Raw genomic sequence first — 16408 nt, 5'->3', positions numbered from 1 at the left:
GCGGTCAAGTCTCAGGCGCCCGCTGGGCCCTGTGCCACATCAATTACGTGGCGGTCGGGTCCGACAGTGATCACGATGGTGTAAGTCTTAGGACCGCCGCCTTGGTCCGTGGGCGGTGCGAGGTGGAGCTGCCCGCCGTACCATTCACCTGGCATCAAGGTGTTGTCCTTGATGGCCGCTTGCTCCAATGCCGCCATGTTGCGTTGTCCTGTCTCGACAGTGGCGGCGATCATCGCCTCGTTTTGCGCAGCGGCGTTGTTCTGAGCGATCACAGCCGCAGTGGGGCTGTAGAATGTCCCGGTGCGTCCGCTGGGGGTGGTGTAGCTGCCATGCCCAGCGCGCGAGGCGCTATATGCGTTGGCGCCCGCGGCCAACCCAGTGAGAACGGCGGCGGCGACTTGCCGATTGCGCTCCTCTTGGACCAACATCTCGTAGGTCACGACCTTCATTTCAAAGTCAGAGCCGGAAGCGTGCTGGACAGCCTCGACTTGTCCAACGCGGAAGTCGACCGGCTGCTTGCTTAGATTGTTGATGCCGACGACGAAGACCGGCCGGCCATTCGCTTGCAATTGCCTTGCCGCGGGTCGCACTAGGACGAGAGAACTCTTTTGCCGAGAGACCAAGGCGGGTTGCCCGTCTCGCATTAGCGCCTGCTGCTGAGGATTGGACGCTCGGAGAGAAACAGTCTCGCCAGTCGACATACAGCCGCCTAGCACGGCGCAAAGCGCCGCAATACTTAGAGTACGCATGAGGGATCCCCCGACCCGAAAAACGGCATCCAAGCGCAACTGCCGCGCGAGAGCAATAGGGTGGGCACGTAAAAGCCGGCGACCTGGGAAAATTACGGGTGCCAGGGGTTCGGTGCGGCTGTAGGCCAGCACCGCGCGCGCCGCCATAATGGCGCGGTTGGTGGAGCTACACTATGGTTCTCAGAAACGCGCCCAAAACGGCGGCTACTCCGTAGAAGATGCCATAGCTAACCCAAAACCAAAGAAAGTAGCCGATACCGGCGAGCGTCTTTTTAAACCAACCCCACTCGGCCCAGATTGTCTTGTCTTTCAGGAAACAGCTCCACATCGGCGCTCGCCGATTTGGTACCTTCCTTTATTATCTCTTGGAAATCGATGTGTTCTCGATCGCGAAAGCGATCCAGCAGCTTCTCAAAGATGAAACGGTCGGCGAGCACATTGAACCAAGTCTGATTGTAAACCAAACTACCGTTGATGTTGACCACCTGGCAGAGGTGCCAACTGACAATGTCAAGCAGGAAAACGACCACTAGAAGCAAAGTGCGCGTGTGATCATCCCTTTCTGCAAAAGCAGCAACGGCAAGAACGAAGAATACGGATGTCCTAAACAGACCGGTAGCAGCGGCTTTATGAACTGAGACTGGGGTCACGCTTCAATCTCTCTACTACTTCGACTTCGCTGCCGGTGAGATTAGTGCCTTCAGGCGGTCCCTTGCTGGCTTTGAGTATCCGTTCTCAAGGTCCACTTTGGCCGTGGACCAATGGCACGTCTCTGCGACTCGATCTCGGGCTGCCGAAGGTCGGCCAAGGCGAATGTGCCGTCACTTTGACGTCTCCGGAATCCGCTTGCTCGTAAAAACAGCTTGCCGTTGTCTGGCAGCAGCCGCATGAAATTTCGCTGCTGGAGAAATGAACAAAGCACGACCATTCGTGCCAGCTTGGACAAATATGGTTTCTGCGGGATTGCTGTCTATGCGCACCAGCAGCTCGACTCGCTTGGACGCTCCTATGAACATCCCGTCCGGGATGAACACGGCTTGCTTAGCTATCGCGCAAGCCATCGACGGTGACACGACGTCGTCAATTGAATTGATGGCCCGCTGCTTCAACAGTCTATCGTCAAAGACCTCGTTCACGTCGTCGCACTCGGACTCGTCGAAGAGTTCCAGCTCCATATCAGCGGGATCGAAACGACCAAACAGCCACAGTCGCGCGGTTTCTTTTTTCGCCTTCGCCAGTAGCCGTTTGGCCGCCGTCCGGGGCATATGGCGCAGATCATCGTTATCGCAGCGAATGATCCAATCCTCCGGCAGCGAATAGGGTGCGCCGAGGTGCTCGAGAGTGTTAGCCAGTGCTTGAACTGCCTGCGTGTTTTCGTCCACTTCCAGGCTCCATCAGGTGAGGAGTCGAGTTCTCTATTGGGGTACTCGCGCTAACTTCGCCAGGGTGGGCGACCGCGTGTACTGAAGAGCTCGGGCAAGAGCGAGAAGTCCGGCCTTCGCCGGACTTCGTTTCTTGGTGCTCACTTCGGATTGTGGTCCGCGTACACGATCAGGCGCCAGCGGATCGAGCCCTGCGCCGTCGTGTGCGTATGATGGCTTTGCGGGGGCAGGATATGACCTGATGCAATGCCGATCTCGCGGTGACAGCCCATGCACCGGTAGATTCCTGCATAAGGAGCCCCCGAGCCCGGTCCGTGGTCCTGATCGAACGCTTCGTGCGTAGATTGTGACAGATAAGTTCCGTACTTGTAGCTAGCCATTCGACTTTCTCTCAACTGAAGAAAGCCGGACTTGACCCGTCGGGTTTGACCGAATGTAATGTTGGTGCTGTCAACATCAGCAATTGGCCCGCAGTCCGGCTGGATTGCGCGGGCAATTCGGGGCCGCCAGTCGCAAGCTGGCGGTCCTCCCCGAATCGTCAACTGCAAGTTGACCATGCCTTGCTGCGGGCAAGGGTTAATCGTCGGGCTTATCCCGGCTATTCACAGGCACATCCTGTGGAGAACTCAGGAATCCAGCTCTCCGCGGCGGGCCCTCAGCGTGTGCGGTCATGAAGAAGCGACGGCAGCATCATGTCTGGCAGCATTACCTGAAATCGTGGACGCTTCACTTTATCAGCATGCAAATCATGTGCACGAAGGGCAAGGAAAAGACGATCGGCTGCGTCAAGCGCCACAATCGAAAAGAACTGACGCGGATATGGGACATCATGAGCCCGTGTTCGGGTTCAACATCGGCATGAGCCTCTTTCGTGAGCGGAAGCAACGAAGGCTGATCCTGATCGACAACAATACCGACGTGCCCTTTATCACCGGGGATCAACCCATCATAAGCATGCGCGGCGATGGCATACGGCCTCCGACCGAACTTTGCTTTTACTATCCCGTTTCTACCCGTTCGGCCCTTCTGCTGCCGCAAGCCAACGAGTAGCCCGCCTTTTCGTCCGCGAGCCTGACCGCAGCGCAGGTTGGAGAGTTGAATCAGGAGATGCGGCCAGCCTGTCACTGCCAACTCTTTGGGCAGACCAGGGAGTCGTTGCTTCTGGCGAAGAACTAACTTGATTATAGAGGCTGTTAAACACCGCGGCCCTTTGAACCGATCGGCTCCCGCTCTCAGCGATGTTCTTCACGATTCGAGGGAGGTGTCCATTGTGCTTTCCAATATGGACGGCGGCGACTTTAGGCCCGAGGATCTGCCAGGGTTTTCGTTCCGGCTTGTCAGGTTCCTGAAATCGCTTGTAGGCCTCGTAGGCCAGATGTCCGCCGTCTGCAATGGCATCTGCTCAAGCTCGCCGCCAAATAGCAGTCTCATCGGCGCCTTGTTCGGGTTCGCGTTCTTGCTGATGAATTCGAATGACGCTTTGGCCTCTTTCTCATAGTGTTCTTTTCGTGCACAATTTTTGATGATCTCTTTCTTGTTCGGCCTCAGGAGTTCGAGCAAGGACTGCACCAGCCAGTGAAAACAGCTGGTGTATGGATTGCCGAGAGCCTTCAGCAGTTCTTCTTTGCCCACGCGGGAAAAACTGCGGAAAGCTCGGATTGAAGGAGCGGGCATGATCCGCTCTGCGGCACCTCGGATGATCTCGGCACAGGCCTCCGGCATAGCAAGCTGGGCCGTACCGAATGCCACAGTTTTCTAAAATGCCGGTGACGCCGTTACGAGCCAATCGAAAATCGGCGGCGTATTGCCGGACGCGACAGCTTGATCCGGGCACGCGTGCTGAAACTCGTCGTCTATCTCATCGAGTAACGATAGTGACCTAGCGAACGTGCAGACGGCGCGGATCAAAGCGTCGGCGTGCGCGTGTGGTTCAAGAATCTCGGTACACGGAGCAGTCACCTTTGCCGCCATCTTTCGGGGCGGTCATAGATTAAGCGAGCGGGGTCCTAGATCAGGGATACCAACCTCCGCTGGGCGTCACCGTTGCCGTCGATGTACCCCTGCGTGATCTGGATCGAGCCATGTCCAGCAAGGAACTGAACATCGCGCAAGGATCCACCCGCCTTATGCACGAGTCGAGCCGCCCGAGTGATAAATGTCCTCCGACCTGAATGTGAGGAGCAGCCATCAAGATTGAGCGCGCGATATGCGCGGCTAAACCAGATGACGATGCTGCGCGCTTTCATCTTGCTTCCCCGCTCCGAAAGCACGACAGGCCGTGAAGGCTTGGATGTCCCTTGAAGCTCGGAGAGCGCCTCTCGAAGATCGGCATGGAGAGGGATTATTCGGCCATGACCGTTCTTTGCAGCGCAGTCCCTCAACTCCAAAGCTGTGCCAATAGCACCATTCGCATCAAGAACCATGTCCCACGTGAGGTTTGCAATCTCAGCGGCTCGCAGGCCAGCCTTCACAGAGAGCAAGACGTAACGCGGTCGCGAAGCGGGTAGCGAGTCGTTTCGGCAAACGGTAGGAGGCTGTCGATATGGTCAGCAGCTAAGATTTTCGCCTGCTTGCCCGGCATTGCACCAATCGAGTTTACATCGTGATGATTCTAGCTTTTGCTGCCGACAATGCAACAATGAATTGAAAAGCACGAGGCGTGAAAGCTATGGCAGTAAGGGTACATTTGGCGGACCGGACGCCCGAGAAGGAGAAACCCAGGTGTCGCTTCCCATTTGCTTGAGGGGAAAAGACGTATGAGAAGGGCATTCTTTAGCCTTGCCGCTTGTTATTTCTTGATTACGACCGTACAGGCGCAAACGTTTGAGCACACCGCCGCTTTTATCGTCCCAGCTGCAGATGTTGATCTATCCAGAATGAAATTGAATCCAGATGGATCAGTTTCAACGCCACAATGTCTGGTTTGATCCTGAGCCCTTCGCAAACTTGGACGTCAATTTCTAGCGAAGAAGGGTGTGTGGTGCAGGGATTTGGGCCTAATTTGCAAACAAACCAGCAAATCGCTGTGCAAGTTCATTTCAACCACATTGTCGGTTGGAATTCTGGAGAGGGCGACGCGCAACGAAGCGTAGTTTTGGCAGTAGGTGAAGAACCTGTGTTTTGCATGCAACATCTGCCAAACGGCAGCTCTGCTCCAACGGTGATGATTCAGACCAACTGCGCTAACAAGTTCGATATCGCAGGCAGTAATTTAAACATGGATAGAGTTGGCAACGCGATTGATTATTTGTTCTCCAAGTATTGCCATCAAGCCGCGCGCAAGAATGCTTTTTGAGGTTAGCTTGGCGCTCCTTCGCTGCCGGGCCCGATCAGCTAGTTATTCACTGTGAACACAATATTGAAAGGGTAGCGAGTTAGAGCGAGTGCGGGTGAGGGGGACGCTCCATAGCCAAACGATCTGCTCTAAAGCTTGAGTTTGTGCCTCGATCCTTGTGGGGCCGTAATCTTCGCTCGTCGGAACACGGGCTCGGTCCACAACGTTGGAAGACTCTTCGCCGCCGCCTATTGAAGGAAGCTGGCGGCAAGTGCTCCATTTGTGGATCCAGTGATAGGCTGCATGGTCATGAAGTGTGGAAGTATGACGAGATGAAAAGCGCGGCACAGTGATACTGGTTCAGGTCGAAATCATTTGCTGGTCCTGCCATGCCATTGCTCATTGGGGAAATACGGTTCGCCTGATTCTCGGTGGAACGATAAGCCACAAGACACACATGGCCCTCCGAAGACACTTCCGCCGGGTTAACCGGTGTCAGCAGATCGATTTTGACCGTCGCGCCAAACGCGCCCTAGCCATTTATCAGCAACGTTCAGAGATGGAATGGGACATCAATTGGGGACCGTATCAGGATGCGGTGTCTGAGGGGAAGGGCGCAAGAACCCTTTGGAGAGAACGCCGGTCCACTTCTGAGCAACCGCATATGCCCAACGATTCTGATCCTGGACCAGGGCATCATTCACCTACCCGTTGCCCATCGTGCAACGCCGCAGTCTCCTTAGACCTGATCGATGAAGATACCGAGGACATGAGCGAAGGCCAGGCTTCGGATTACCTAGCCGGAATGTTCGGCTCATCCGTCTGTCGCGAGTGCGGGCATGTCGTTGATTGGGAAGTCTAGATGTTCGTCCTTCTTCGGGCTTGTCGGCGGAGTTAGCCACCTGCGCGACCGCCAGTCGGGTATATCCCTCTCGACAACCTAGCGTTTTGGCGTCAATTTCGGCGAAAGAACTCCGTCTTGCCTGAAGGAAATGCAATGAGACCGCTTCTCGTGGTAGCCGCGCTGATTTCGAGTTTGGTCCCTGCTCAGGCCGACGATGCGCCCAGCCGGATCGACAGCATCAGCAAATCAGCGCGGGACATGATACCCGCGATGCCTTCGTTGCCGCCCGTCTCGATGCCATCGATGCCGGATTTATCGCTGCCGGATTTTTCAGACACGACCGGCAAGCTCATGACTGAGTTTAATACCTTCACTCAGCAAGTCAGCAATGCACTACCGATCCTCGAACAAATGGGTTACGAAGTCACGACTTTCAAAGTGTCGTGGGGCCTTCCGCCGAAGGCTAGGTTGCGGTTGAAGTCGAACGGCAACGCGGACATCCAGAAAGTAAACGCCATCGCCGCAAAGGCCACGAGCAGCGGCGTGCTGATCACTGCTCTCATTACGAGCGCCGCCGCGGCCAAGCGCATCCAAAGCACCATGAAGTTCGGCACAGCGTACCTCGATGTAGACTTCGCCGTGCCACCTCGGGTCAATATGAAGTTCGTAAGCCTAAAGCCGAACGAGAAAGAGGAATTGCCGCGCGATACCGATGATCTGGAGATCAGTTGCAAATAGAACTACTTACATCGCAGCTATGCCTGTTGGGAGGGGGCCGTGTTGGACAATGTAACTGACGGCATTAAGAAGTGGCTGATTGGTGTCTTCGTCTCGGCCATAAAGCACACGTCCAGGCCGGAAGATCGAGTGGTTGCGATACGATGGCTAAGCCAGTCGCGGGACGTGGTCGGGAGCGACATCCGCGCCATCGACAAATTCAAGCAACTGAACGCGCTCATCAACTCGCGCACGGCTATCATGGCAGTTGCGAACAGCGTCTCAGAGTCCGTCTCAAACTACCGCAAATCGAACCTGCCTTGGTCCATGAAGATAGCGTTGCCTGCAACCCTCGCTGCTATTCCGTTGGTTGGTGGTCATGCGGCCGGGATCGCGGCGTTTGGCGGCGCTCTCGGCGTCCCGGTGCTTCTACTGATTTTTCTCGGGACCGCGGGCATCACCTCAATCATTGAAGCTGTCGTGACAAGCCCAGAGGCCCGAACTCACGTTGCGGAAATTATCGACGTGATTATTTCAGATGAACGTTTGCGTCGCACCAGTGCCGAAATGAAAGCTGCGATGAAAGAGCAGCTGATGGATCCCACCTGTTTTGCGATGCCGAAGGAGGAGATGGCGCTACGACAGCACTTGCTCGACATGGATCCGTTCAATTTTGAAAGACACATCATGAGCTTTTTTCAAAGGGCGGGACTCGAAGCGTGGGCCACACGAAAATCGAACGATTTTGGCGTGGACGGTTTTGCCGTCCACCCTCATGGATTGATTATCGTGCAATGCAAGCGAAACTCGACGGAAAACAAAGTGAGCCGTCCAACCGTCCAACATTTCAAGGGCGTCGCTGAAGAACAAAGCGCTCACCGTGGTTTCATCATTACGACATCCAGTTTCACCGATGACGCCATCCACTCAGCCGCTCTGACAGACAGGATCGTGACTTATTGCGATGGATGATCTGGTGCGCTGGCACTTAGAGCCGCCGTCGTTCGATTTCGATCCGCCCGTTGGGGACATTTCAGCTTAGTCGAGACCGGCACCAATTGATATTGGACGGACGACAGGCATCTGCCGCGAGCCGACACAGCGAGGACAAAATTGGAGCGCCGTACCGAAAAGCATCCTTACAATGGTCTTGAGGCGATACCGGACAACGCCTCGACGATTATCGTTGGTACAGCACCGCCGCCGCGTTTTTCCCGGCCCGATATGAGCCTACTCGCGGGTGATACCTGCTTCTACTACGGACCGAAGAATAGCAGGATGTGGCGACTTCTCAGCAGCGTCACTGGCACTTCCTTGCTGGAAGAATCCGACAACACGCAAAGACGAGCGAACTGGCACAATTTCCTTATCGTCAACGACCTATGGATGTACGACGTATTGCAGGAATACAAACGAAAGAGCGGGAAAGAAGCGAGCACGCCGACATAGAAGAATTCGATCTCACAGACTTTCGGCTGGTGTTCGCGGCGAAGCCGCGCATAAACAAAATCGCTTTTACCAGCCAGCAAGCAGCAGATTGGACTTTTCAAAAATTGTCCGATTCTGCGACACAGCTAGGCGCTCGATACAGAGCCGCAATATCCCGCCGGAACGAAATCTGCAAGCGTTTGGGATCTGACGAGGAGCGGATCGCGCAAAAATCTAGGGGACCGATCTTGTCCGAGTATATCGAGGGCCGGGAAATAGCGTTTTATATTTTGCCAACACCGACCAGAATGTCTGGAGGCATGAAAGGGCTGAATGAAAAGGCGAAGGAGAAAATCTATGCGGAAATGGCGATGCGTGCTCCGGCTAGGTGAGGCCCGTTGCAATGCAAGCGCCATGCGTTGGCCCCTGGCACGAATTGACCTTCCAGGCACGTTTTGTTTGACAATTGAGGAATTGAGATGACGATTCCGGAGGCCCTGATTGAAGCCGCCACTGAGTACGTCGTAGCGCATAGGGATAGTGTATCTTCCTTTGATTGGGGTGTCCGCAGCAGCGCGTGGCGTAGCCTCGGCACTGGTTTCCCACACCAGAAATATGCCAATGACCTCGCTCAGCAGAACATCGAACTGAAATGGCATCTTGCCAAGCATTGGGCTTCGGCTCCCCTTGATGAGAGGATCAGAATTGCAACTTGGATCGTCAGCGATTGGGGCGGCATCAGGCGCAATTCTGAGATGACAATTCTGGCTTACGTGAATCAAGCAGATGCAGAACGGCCAGCGACACCGTTCACCGGCATTTCCAGCTACAGCAAGGTTTTGGCAATCAAGGACCCCGACAGGTACGCGATATTTGATGCGCGGGTCGCTGCCAGCATCAACGCCATCCAATTATTGGGCGTTAGTCGCAACAAGCTGAATCCGTCAAACTCGCTCGCATTCGCGATCCCTGCCGGTCGCAATAGTGCGGTGACCGAATTTCGCAACAACGTCGGATCACTCGCCTCACTAGCACGACTAGGATTCGCGCTCGTTGAGCCCGATACTACTTACGGCACGTATTTGAGGCTGCTCAGCGAGGTCAAACGCAAGGTCGGCGGTCTTTCCCTTCTCCAGATTGAGATGGTTCTTTTTGCCAGAGCGCCCTCTCTCTGCGATGAGGCACAGCGCGTGACGTTAGAAGGCTCAACGGTCTTGAAGCAGGGCCAGCATCCTGAGATGGTCTACCTAACGGCCGATGTCGGCCGCACTCCGTTTGAGGCATCACAACGCTGGTCCGAAAAAGACCGCCCGTCGGCCAAGCCAATTCTTCCCCCTGCCTTGACGACCAAGAAATTGGCTCCTTGATCGCGCCGCGCGGCACGTTCTCTTCGTCGTGCCGCGCGATGCACCAGTGGTTACCGTCGGTGGCCCAGTCCTATTCCTAGGTGCAACGCTTTCTGGCGAAGGGCTCCGACCGAACGCTTAGTCAGCTTTGATATTTTGACGACTGGCGTTCGCGCCTTTGAGTGATCCTTGAGTTCTTTCAGATCGGCCTTCGTCCATTCGCGGCGCTTGCCCGTCATCTTAGCTGCCTTAGCTTTCTTCAAGTCAATCGCTCCTTTTTATGAAGAAGGCCGGTTGTTACCACGAAAACGCGCAGCGGAAAGAACAGGGACCAACAATGATCGAAATGATGAGGTCTCAACGCGCGAGAATCCTACCTCACAGCCTGCAACCTTCGCCGCCTGAGCCGACGAAATGGTATCCAAACTGAGCCCGTTTCCCAGGTTTGCCCAGGTCCCGGTGACTGTAATAGTGAAAATTTATCGAGTTGGCCTGTCGAGAGTTACGTGCGCCGCTAGACCGATGACCGCCGCCTCACGAGCGATCAGTCCAAGACGAGATCGGGGGTGATTGTTCAAGCCAAGCCAGTTGGGTATGTTTTGCCCCTGTGAGGCGAAATGCTCGACGTGAACGACTGTTACACGCCCGTCGGTGTATGCCACTTCGGGCAGTCGCTGCATAGCTCTGCCTCGCACCGAGCCCCAACATAACCACTAGCTTCGTCTTCGATGGCAAGTCACCCAGGAATCTCTGGGCACATGCGTTAGAAATTGTCTTTCCAAATTCGTGATCCATAAACTCATCGATCATGCCGCCACTGCCCCCTCCTTACGATGATAGTCAAAGCGCTCGACTGTGCATCGGACCAACGATCCCCAGCCAAAACGACCGCGGGTGATTCGCTAGTTTCTTGAGCCGGTCCAGTTCCGTCGCGGGGAATAAGCGAACATGAGGCAGGATCTTACCAATCTGCTTCCGTCCCTTGCGAAACGGAATTTCATTGTGAGGAAACTTGCTCAGTGCGCGAGCCTGACTCGGACCTTTGGAAAATCCCAGCACCAGTATTTCTGGAGCAGGAGTCCCCCAGGACAAGGGGTTCGCAGTGATACGACAACTTCCGTCAATGCTCACCGTCCGACTTTCGTCGAACTTAATCGGCTCAGCGTGCAAATCGAACAACCGATCCGCCGTGAGCAGGTAGGGAGCACGGCAAGGAAGTCTCCATGGGAGGAAATGAACAGAGCACTAGCAGAACAATACGAGTCGATGTAGACGGGAAGAGCAAATGGCAAAAGTCGTATAGTGGCCTCGGAGATGTTTGAGCTTTGAACAAGTCCTCCAGGAACGTGCGGCACACGGCGATCTCGCTTATTATTTCTGCGACCGTCTTCTTATGCTCGCTATCTCGCGCCGCTGCTCAAACGTGCGATGAGATTGCTGGTTGGTCGAGCCTAGTTACCCTTGCCGACGGCGTGCAAGCGCGCCGGATTTCCTTTGGAGTCGGAAGATCGGATAAGAAAAGGATTCGATGCGTTATCGGCCTCTTCTAAAACAGCGTCTCCAACGTGGAAGCGAGCGCGCGCCGAAGGTAGGCAACACGGTATGCGGTTGTTCAACGCGGGCGTACTTGCCGACTCTCCGGCGTTCGCCTGCGCGAAGGGCGATGAGATAGCGAACGATTGGCTTCCCAACGCCGTTAGGATCGTGTGCCGGTAGAAGGTCAAGAATGAAGACTAGCTCTGCTGCTCGGAGAATACTGGCGCTAATAGCGGCTCTGACCGTTTTACCCTCAAGAAATAGCGACGCCACGGAGGCGCGTTTTGGCGCATGGTCCGTTAGATACTCTTCGAGCTTCGATAAACAGCCTTTAGCTGGAGCTACGGCGCATTCGCCCGATGGATCCGAACTGTTCGTAGGTTGTCCCTTCTCGCATGGTCGGCTCTCAGCCTTCTTAGGTTTACCTGAAAGGGATCGGACACTGACTGATCGGGGCGTCTCCAAGCTCGCATTTCGAATGGATGACGATCTTATTCACGTCGATGGTTTCAGCAGCAGCAATGGTGCGCAATACTACGAAGTAACATTTCTGCCACCAGAAGTCCTGGCAAAGCTGCTTTCCCTCACAAAGACCAGCTTCGGCGTGACGCTTCAAGATAGTCAGATGAAGACCCTGTCCAGCATTAACTTCGACGTGAGGGGTGCTGTTAATGCCATAGCCGAGGTTCGTGCCGTTTGTGGAATCGGCGCGTCCCCTCCTCAAAAATGACTAGCCGACACTGTGCTCTTCAGCGCGAGCGAGCTTGCCCCGCAAGACGAGTTGAGCCGCAATCGCCACAGAGAGTCGTTCAAATTACTACAACTTGGATGGAGTGGCCGATGCATCACTTGGGACCTTACATTGCTTTCATTGCGCAAGCTCTCTCAGCGATATTGGCATTCACTGCATCATACTATTGGTTACGTTCCGCTGAGGGAGTTGCGCCCCCGATGACATGGGAAGGGATCTCCGATTTGAAGCCTTGGCTCGATCAAGCCGCTTCGCGAAATCGATGGGCCGCGATATGGGCGGCAGCATCCGCATGTACGCAAGGCGTCGCCATTCTTGCTTCGTTGTATTAGGTGGGCGGGAACGTGAATGGACAGGCTGAATGCTGCACACTCATTTAGTACCCGGCTGGGCGCGCCACCTGTCAGGCTCGTTCCGAAAGTGCGTGTGCACCTCCTTGCGAGGGAGCCCGCCTACCGAATGCCTGAGCAGTTTGACAACTTCATGGCGTGTGAGGTGCCGTATGCCATCTCAAGCTGCGCAACAAGTTTAAGCGTCCGGACATGCTGAGCTTGCGGAAGGGCCTAGTCTGCGCGAACGCGACACACGGCGCAACGCGAGGGATAAGGGGCAGGAAGCGGCAATGTCGTTCGTGTGCTGGCTGTAGATGATGAAGTTCCGATCTGCAGCTTCATCGAGGCCGCCCCATGGCTGCGCGAGCGGCCGCTACGGCCATCCAGTCCCGCAGCCGCCCTCTGTCCTCTCTCGAAAAGGACGCGCGCCGCTTGAGATCGTCCAAGGTCTCTCCGGGATGGCATCGCGCGTAATCCTCGCGGATCAGGAACTCGAGATAGGTCGGGTCCCCTTCGCTGCCGGGATCGAGATGCTGGGGCCAGTCGGTCCTCATCGTTTTCCTCTGGCGCACGTGGCGGAGGGCGCCTCGATGCAGCACACAGCGGGAAGAGCAATCGTTGGTTCGGACGCAGATACGGCCTGGGCCCAACTCGACGGCCTCGAGGCCTAGCAGCAGGCGCCGGACGGGAACCTCCGCAAGTTCAAGCCGTTCGCAGCCATGGGCTCGCCTCGAAGGAGCCATGGCGATGATCGAAACCGATACGCTTTTGGAGAAATGTCCCCGCTGCGGCGCCTGGCCCATGGCCGCGAACCTGCACCGGACGTCGTCTGCACAGCCGGACATCCGCTTCAGATGTCCGAAGTGCCACGGTGACGAGGCCGGCCGGCTGCGTCGCCCGTTCGCGCAGCGGGATCTGGAAGCGGCCTGATGAAGATCCGGGCCCATACCGAAAGTCACATCGTCGAGCTAGACGACGGCTCGCGATGGCAGTTGTTTCCGGGCGATCTGGATCTCACGCTCGCGTGGAAGCCCGAGACCGATCTGACGGTCGCTACGGCGGACGACGACGTGGCCTCGCACGCGCTGGTCGGCGGCGGCGTCGAAGTCCGCGTCATACCAGCCGGCGAAAGCTGGCCAGTCCGCGAGGTCAAGGACGCGCTGAAGCAAGGTTGAATCGCCCGACCCCCGAACGTTATTCCCTGATCGCGGGGGAACGTTCTTTGCCTTGGAAGTTGATCGAGCCGGAAGAGCGCTGGGCGGGCGGTCGAATTCCGGCCGGCGAACCTGCGCGCCGAGAGAGATTTTGCGTCGCAGCGTCTGAATCGATTGCCGTCCCACCGGAATTGATGTGAGATCAATGAAGTCCTCGGTCGGGACGGATTTCAGAACAACACATTTTTCGGGGAGGAATTACGATGCTGCGAGCCGGCTTCTCATGTCTTTTCCTGTTAACCTCGTCGCTGGCTCCGATCGCGGCCGAAGGCGACCCCAAGCAGAAGGCCGAAGCGGTTGCGTCCGAGTATGCGGCCAGCTTCAACAAGCAGGACGGCGCCGGCATCGCTGCGCTGTTCGCGACGGGCGGAATTCATGTGAATCCGGCGGGCCCGCGTTCCGACATCGCGGAGTTCTATCAGGGCGCCTTCAAGGCCGGTTTCGACCACGAGGAGATTACTGTCGACCAAGCTTGGCCGCTGGGCTCTGACATGGCCCTCGCGATCGGCGGCTATCGGCTGTCCGGCAAGAATCAGAGCGGCGCGCCGATCGAAACCGGCGGCATCTGGACCGCGACCTACGTGACCGAGGGCGGCAAGCTCAAGATCCGATTGCTGTCGGCCATGCCTAAGCCGCCGCCTCAGAAGTAGAGGGGCGCAGCATGTTCGACGCGGCCACTACCGCGCTTTTGCGTGCGATCCTCGACGAGGTCTGCCGGAACGTTTCGACCGGTGAGACCGGAACGCGCACGCACGTCGCCACGAAGATCCTGGAAGCTGCCACGAGGGGTGAGGTTTCGCCCGAGGGCTTGCGGCAGGTTGGTCGTGACGCGCTCTCTCGTGCGCCGACGATGTGGCGCTGATCGGAGCGGGGACGGCGTGAATTTCCAGGTGACGGTGCTGAAGATCCTGGTGAGTTACCCGGACGGCTTCGCCCTGATGGAGAATCTCAAGCGCGACATGGCGATCCTGGCGACCAGTGGCCGGGATTGGGCGGACCGCACCAGGCGGTTGGGCGCGCGGGTGCCGGATCTCGACCTCTTCTCGCAAGGTCTCGTCGAGCGCGAAAGCGGCGGCTGGAAAATCACCGACAAGGGGCGGGCCGTGCTTGAACTCATGGAGGCACGTCCCGACCCTGGCAAGCCGTTCGCGCTGGATCCAGAGGAAGAGGTCGCTGCGCTCCGCTGCGGCAGCCGACCGAGCGGGCCAAAAGGAGGCGCGAGCGGCGCCGCGCGGCCCGCGAACGTGCGCGGGCGGCCGCATCTTTTTGACCCCTCGGGAGGCCTCTCGCCGAAGCCAACGCCTGCAGCGGCACCCCGCGGGCGCCTGCCAAAGCATCCTGACTCATCCTCTCTTCGTCTACAGGCGGGAAAAACCGGAAACTTTCCGGAATGCCTCGAGTTGGCAGCGACTGGATACGGTCGCAGGAGAGTGAGCATGGTCGACGAAGCCGTCTTGAGGAACGCCGCGGAGACTGCCTGGACAGTGTACCGGGCGCGGCACCCCGATGTCGGCGCTCACGACAGCCTGCGCTGCCTGCTGGAGCGCCATCTGCACAGGAGACGGGAAGAGCGCGAGAGCGACACCGAAGAGCTCGCCAGCTTCGGTATCGCCTACCTGGACGGGCTTCCCCGTGACGAATGTTGACGAGCATGAAAATGCTTGTCGCGCGCGTAGCTCGTGGAAGCACAAGGCCCAGTTGGACGCTGCTTGCGATCTCGTTTCTCATCTCCGCGGTCGTCGTGATCGGCCTGCGGGTCGCCCTCGGTGCTTGATCGATGCGGATCGCCCAGCTTTCCCCCTTTGGCCGAGAGCGTTCCTCCAAGGCTCTACGGTGGTACCGAGCGGGTGATCGCCTGGCTGGTCGACGAACTGGTCCAGCTCGGACACGACGTCACCCTGTTCGCAAGCGGGGATTCCAAAACGAAAGGAAAGCTCCATGCAGTGTGGCCGCGCGCGCTGCGCCTGGGGCGGAGGGGCGTCGATCCGAACGCCGCCTGCGCACTGCTGATCGAGTCCATCGCCGCGCGTGCGCGCGACTTCGACGTGATCCACTCCCATGTCGACTGGTTGCCGCTGCCGGTCCTGGGCCGGACCGGCGTGCCGTTTCTGACGACCATGCACGGCCGGCTCGACCTTCCGGGCCTATCCGACGTGATCGGCGCTTTTGCGGAAGCTCCGTTCATCTCCATCTCCGACAACCAGCGCCGTCCGCTTCCGGACGCGAACTGGCTCGCGACGATTCCGCACGGACTGCCCAAGGACCTGTTTCGGCCGTCCTTCGAAAGTGGATCGTACCTGGCTTTTCTCGGACGGCTCTCGGCGGAGAAGGGACCGGAAGATGCCGTACGCATCGCACGCGCCGTCCGGATGCCGCTGCGGATCGCGGCCAAGATACCACGGGCGGAGACGGTCTACTTCAAGAAGAAGCTCGAACCGGAGATCGACGGCGAGGAGATCAGGCTCGTTGGCGAAGTGGACGAAGTCCGCAAGCAGCCGTTCCTCGCCGATGCTGCCGTGCTGCTCTTTCCGGTCGATTGGCCGGAGCCGTTCGGCCTCGTCATGATCGAGGCGATGGCGTGCGGGACGCCCGTGATCGCCTACCGCTCCGGATCGGTGCCCGAAGTCGTGGATGACGGCGTCACCGGCTTCATCGTGGACAGCGAGGAGCAGGCGATCGAAGCGATCAAGGAAGTCGTCCGGTTGGATAGGAAAAAGGTCCGCGCCCGTTTCGAGGAGCGTTTCGTCGCGAGCCGGATGGCGAGGGAGTACGAAAGCCGATATCGCGAGCTGGTCGCTCGTGGACAGCTTCAAGCGTGACGTCAGTAGAAGGCGC

Annotated in this window: 21 protein-coding genes and 2 pseudogenes; 15 read left to right on the top strand and 8 right to left on the bottom strand. The window is 57.4% G+C overall.

Annotation, left to right across the window (positions count from 1 at the left end):
* Positions 1–11: 11 nt before the first annotated feature.
* From ACSKB8_RS05150 to ACSKB8_RS05135, 4 genes are all read right to left on the bottom strand, one after another.
* A complete protein-coding gene (locus ACSKB8_RS05150) occupies positions 12–569 on the bottom strand; it encodes a hypothetical protein (protein WP_438102985.1) in 558 nt (185 codons plus the stop codon).
* A gap of 452 nt (positions 570–1021) precedes the next feature.
* On the bottom strand, positions 1022–1399 hold the full coding sequence (locus ACSKB8_RS05145; RefSeq protein ID WP_438102983.1) for a hypothetical protein: 378 nt from the start codon (positions 1397–1399) through the stop codon (positions 1022–1024).
* Between the two features lie 171 nt (positions 1400–1570).
* On the bottom strand, positions 1571–2131 hold the full coding sequence (locus ACSKB8_RS05140; protein ID WP_438102981.1) for a hypothetical protein: 561 nt from the start codon (positions 2129–2131) through the stop codon (positions 1571–1573).
* A gap of 140 nt (positions 2132–2271) precedes the next feature.
* A complete protein-coding gene (locus ACSKB8_RS05135) occupies positions 2272–2511 on the bottom strand; it encodes a hypothetical protein (RefSeq protein WP_438102979.1) in 240 nt (79 codons plus the stop codon).
* A gap of 58 nt (positions 2512–2569) precedes the next feature.
* On the opposite strand from ACSKB8_RS05135, the gene ACSKB8_RS05130 reads away from it, so the two are divergent.
* A complete protein-coding gene (locus tag ACSKB8_RS05130; protein WP_438102978.1) occupies positions 2570–3181 on the top strand; it encodes a hypothetical protein in 612 nt (203 codons plus the stop codon).
* Positions 3182–3376: 195 nt separating this feature from the next.
* On the opposite strand, the gene ACSKB8_RS05125 is transcribed toward ACSKB8_RS05130, so the two are convergent.
* Together ACSKB8_RS05125 and ACSKB8_RS05120 are read right to left on the bottom strand one after the other, a co-directional pair.
* Positions 3377–3880, bottom strand: a complete 504-nt coding sequence (locus ACSKB8_RS05125; RefSeq protein WP_438102976.1) for a hypothetical protein — start codon at positions 3878–3880, stop codon at positions 3377–3379.
* Between the two features lie 257 nt (positions 3881–4137).
* The gene (locus ACSKB8_RS05120) at positions 4138–4602 is read right to left on the bottom strand and encodes a tyrosine-type recombinase/integrase (protein WP_438110408.1); all 465 of its coding nucleotides are present in this window, start codon (positions 4600–4602) and stop codon (positions 4138–4140) included.
* A 443-nt stretch (positions 4603–5045) separates the two neighbouring features.
* Between ACSKB8_RS05120 and ACSKB8_RS05115 the strand changes: the two genes are divergently transcribed.
* The 6 genes from ACSKB8_RS05115 (at position 5046) to ACSKB8_RS05090 (ending at position 9761) form a co-directional block, all read left to right on the top strand.
* On the top strand, positions 5046–5426 hold the full coding sequence (locus ACSKB8_RS05115; protein WP_438102974.1) for a hypothetical protein: 381 nt from the start codon (positions 5046–5048) through the stop codon (positions 5424–5426).
* Positions 5427–6402: 976 nt separating this feature from the next.
* Entirely contained in the window at positions 6403–6987 is a 585-nt protein-coding gene (locus ACSKB8_RS05110) for a hypothetical protein (RefSeq protein WP_438102972.1), read from the top strand.
* 39 nt (positions 6988–7026) lie between these two features.
* A complete protein-coding gene (locus ACSKB8_RS05105) occupies positions 7027–7938 on the top strand; it encodes a restriction endonuclease (protein ID WP_438102970.1) in 912 nt (303 codons plus the stop codon).
* 141 nt (positions 7939–8079) lie between these two features.
* Positions 8080–8415 carry a hypothetical protein gene (locus ACSKB8_RS05100; protein WP_438102969.1) on the top strand — a complete coding sequence of 112 codons (336 nt, stop codon included), beginning with the start codon at positions 8080–8082 and terminating at the stop codon, positions 8413–8415.
* A 29-nt stretch (positions 8416–8444) separates the two neighbouring features.
* Positions 8445–8786, top strand: coding sequence for a hypothetical protein (locus ACSKB8_RS05095; protein WP_438102967.1), 342 nt, complete (start codon positions 8445–8447; stop codon positions 8784–8786).
* A gap of 87 nt (positions 8787–8873) precedes the next feature.
* Positions 8874–9761, top strand: a complete 888-nt coding sequence (locus tag ACSKB8_RS05090) for a hypothetical protein (protein WP_438102965.1) — start codon at positions 8874–8876, stop codon at positions 9759–9761.
* 50 nt (positions 9762–9811) lie between these two features.
* On the opposite strand, the gene ACSKB8_RS05085 is transcribed toward ACSKB8_RS05090, so the two are convergent.
* Positions 9812–10003: a hypothetical protein gene (locus ACSKB8_RS05085; RefSeq protein WP_438102963.1), complete on the bottom strand. Its 192-nt coding sequence runs from the start codon at positions 10001–10003 to the stop codon at positions 9812–9814.
* Positions 10004–11754: 1751 nt separating this feature from the next.
* Between ACSKB8_RS05085 and ACSKB8_RS05080 the strand changes: the two genes are divergently transcribed.
* Positions 11755–12006, top strand: a complete 252-nt coding sequence (locus ACSKB8_RS05080; RefSeq protein ID WP_438102961.1) for a hypothetical protein — start codon at positions 11755–11757, stop codon at positions 12004–12006.
* Positions 12007–12697: 691 nt separating this feature from the next.
* Here the strand turns inward: ACSKB8_RS05080 and ACSKB8_RS05075 are convergent.
* A complete protein-coding gene (locus ACSKB8_RS05075) occupies positions 12698–12913 on the bottom strand; it encodes a hypothetical protein (protein WP_438102959.1) in 216 nt (71 codons plus the stop codon).
* 193 nt (positions 12914–13106) lie between these two features.
* Between ACSKB8_RS05075 and ACSKB8_RS05070 the strand changes: the two genes are divergently transcribed.
* From ACSKB8_RS05070 to ACSKB8_RS05040, 7 genes and pseudogenes are all read left to right on the top strand, one after another.
* Complete coding sequence (locus ACSKB8_RS05070; RefSeq protein ID WP_438102957.1) at positions 13107–13289, top strand: hypothetical protein; 183 nt, start codon at positions 13107–13109, stop codon at positions 13287–13289.
* The gene (locus ACSKB8_RS05065) at positions 13289–13534 is read left to right on the top strand and encodes a hypothetical protein (protein WP_438102955.1); all 246 of its coding nucleotides are present in this window, start codon (positions 13289–13291) and stop codon (positions 13532–13534) included. The genes ACSKB8_RS05070 and ACSKB8_RS05065 overlap by 1 nt, the downstream gene beginning before the upstream one ends.
* Before the next feature lie 242 nt (positions 13535–13776).
* Positions 13777–14223, top strand: a complete 447-nt coding sequence (locus ACSKB8_RS05060; RefSeq protein WP_438102953.1) for a YybH family protein — start codon at positions 13777–13779, stop codon at positions 14221–14223.
* A gap of 11 nt (positions 14224–14234) precedes the next feature.
* Complete coding sequence (locus ACSKB8_RS05055) at positions 14235–14435, top strand: hypothetical protein (RefSeq protein ID WP_438102951.1); 201 nt, start codon at positions 14235–14237, stop codon at positions 14433–14435.
* Between the two features lie 16 nt (positions 14436–14451).
* Positions 14452–14843, top strand: a pseudogene (locus tag ACSKB8_RS05050) (hypothetical protein).
* 166 nt (positions 14844–15009) lie between these two features.
* Positions 15010–15219, top strand: a complete 210-nt coding sequence (locus ACSKB8_RS05045; RefSeq protein ID WP_438102949.1) for a hypothetical protein — start codon at positions 15010–15012, stop codon at positions 15217–15219.
* 131 nt (positions 15220–15350) lie between these two features.
* Positions 15351–16392, top strand: a pseudogene (locus ACSKB8_RS05040) (glycosyltransferase family 4 protein).
* The last annotated feature ends 16 nt before the right edge of the window (positions 16393–16408 follow it).

Origin of the sequence: Bradyrhizobium sp. BR 1432, assembly GCF_051547705.1 — a bacterium.
GTDB classification, from domain to species: Bacteria; Pseudomonadota; Alphaproteobacteria; order Rhizobiales; family Xanthobacteraceae; genus Bradyrhizobium; species Bradyrhizobium zhanjiangense.
This window is presented reverse-complemented; position numbering and strand designations above follow the sequence as displayed.

Excerpts from the sequence above, each read along its gene's own strand:
- ACSKB8_RS05135 (WP_438102979.1), bottom strand. The coding sequence starts at position 2,511 with ATGGCTAGCTACAAGTACGGAACTTATCTGTCACAATCTACGCACGAA.
- ACSKB8_RS05130 (WP_438102978.1), top strand. The coding sequence starts at position 2,570 with ATGTTGGTGCTGTCAACATCAGCAATTGGCCCGCAGTCCGGCTGGATT.
- ACSKB8_RS05115 (WP_438102974.1), top strand. The coding sequence starts at position 5,046 with ATGTCTGGTTTGATCCTGAGCCCTTCGCAAACTTGGACGTCAATTTCT.
- ACSKB8_RS05110 (WP_438102972.1), top strand. The coding sequence starts at position 6,403 with ATGAGACCGCTTCTCGTGGTAGCCGCGCTGATTTCGAGTTTGGTCCCT.
- ACSKB8_RS05090 (WP_438102965.1), top strand. The coding sequence starts at position 8,874 with ATGACGATTCCGGAGGCCCTGATTGAAGCCGCCACTGAGTACGTCGTA.
- ACSKB8_RS05080 (WP_438102961.1), top strand. The coding sequence starts at position 11,755 with ATGGATGACGATCTTATTCACGTCGATGGTTTCAGCAGCAGCAATGGT.
- ACSKB8_RS05075 (WP_438102959.1), bottom strand. The coding sequence starts at position 12,913 with ATGAGGACCGACTGGCCCCAGCATCTCGATCCCGGCAGCGAAGGGGAC.
- ACSKB8_RS05070 (WP_438102957.1), top strand. The coding sequence starts at position 13,107 with ATGATCGAAACCGATACGCTTTTGGAGAAATGTCCCCGCTGCGGCGCC.
- ACSKB8_RS05065 (WP_438102955.1), top strand. The coding sequence starts at position 13,289 with ATGAAGATCCGGGCCCATACCGAAAGTCACATCGTCGAGCTAGACGAC.
- ACSKB8_RS05060 (WP_438102953.1), top strand. The coding sequence starts at position 13,777 with ATGCTGCGAGCCGGCTTCTCATGTCTTTTCCTGTTAACCTCGTCGCTG.
- ACSKB8_RS05055 (WP_438102951.1), top strand. The coding sequence starts at position 14,235 with ATGTTCGACGCGGCCACTACCGCGCTTTTGCGTGCGATCCTCGACGAG.
- ACSKB8_RS05045 (WP_438102949.1), top strand. The coding sequence starts at position 15,010 with ATGGTCGACGAAGCCGTCTTGAGGAACGCCGCGGAGACTGCCTGGACA.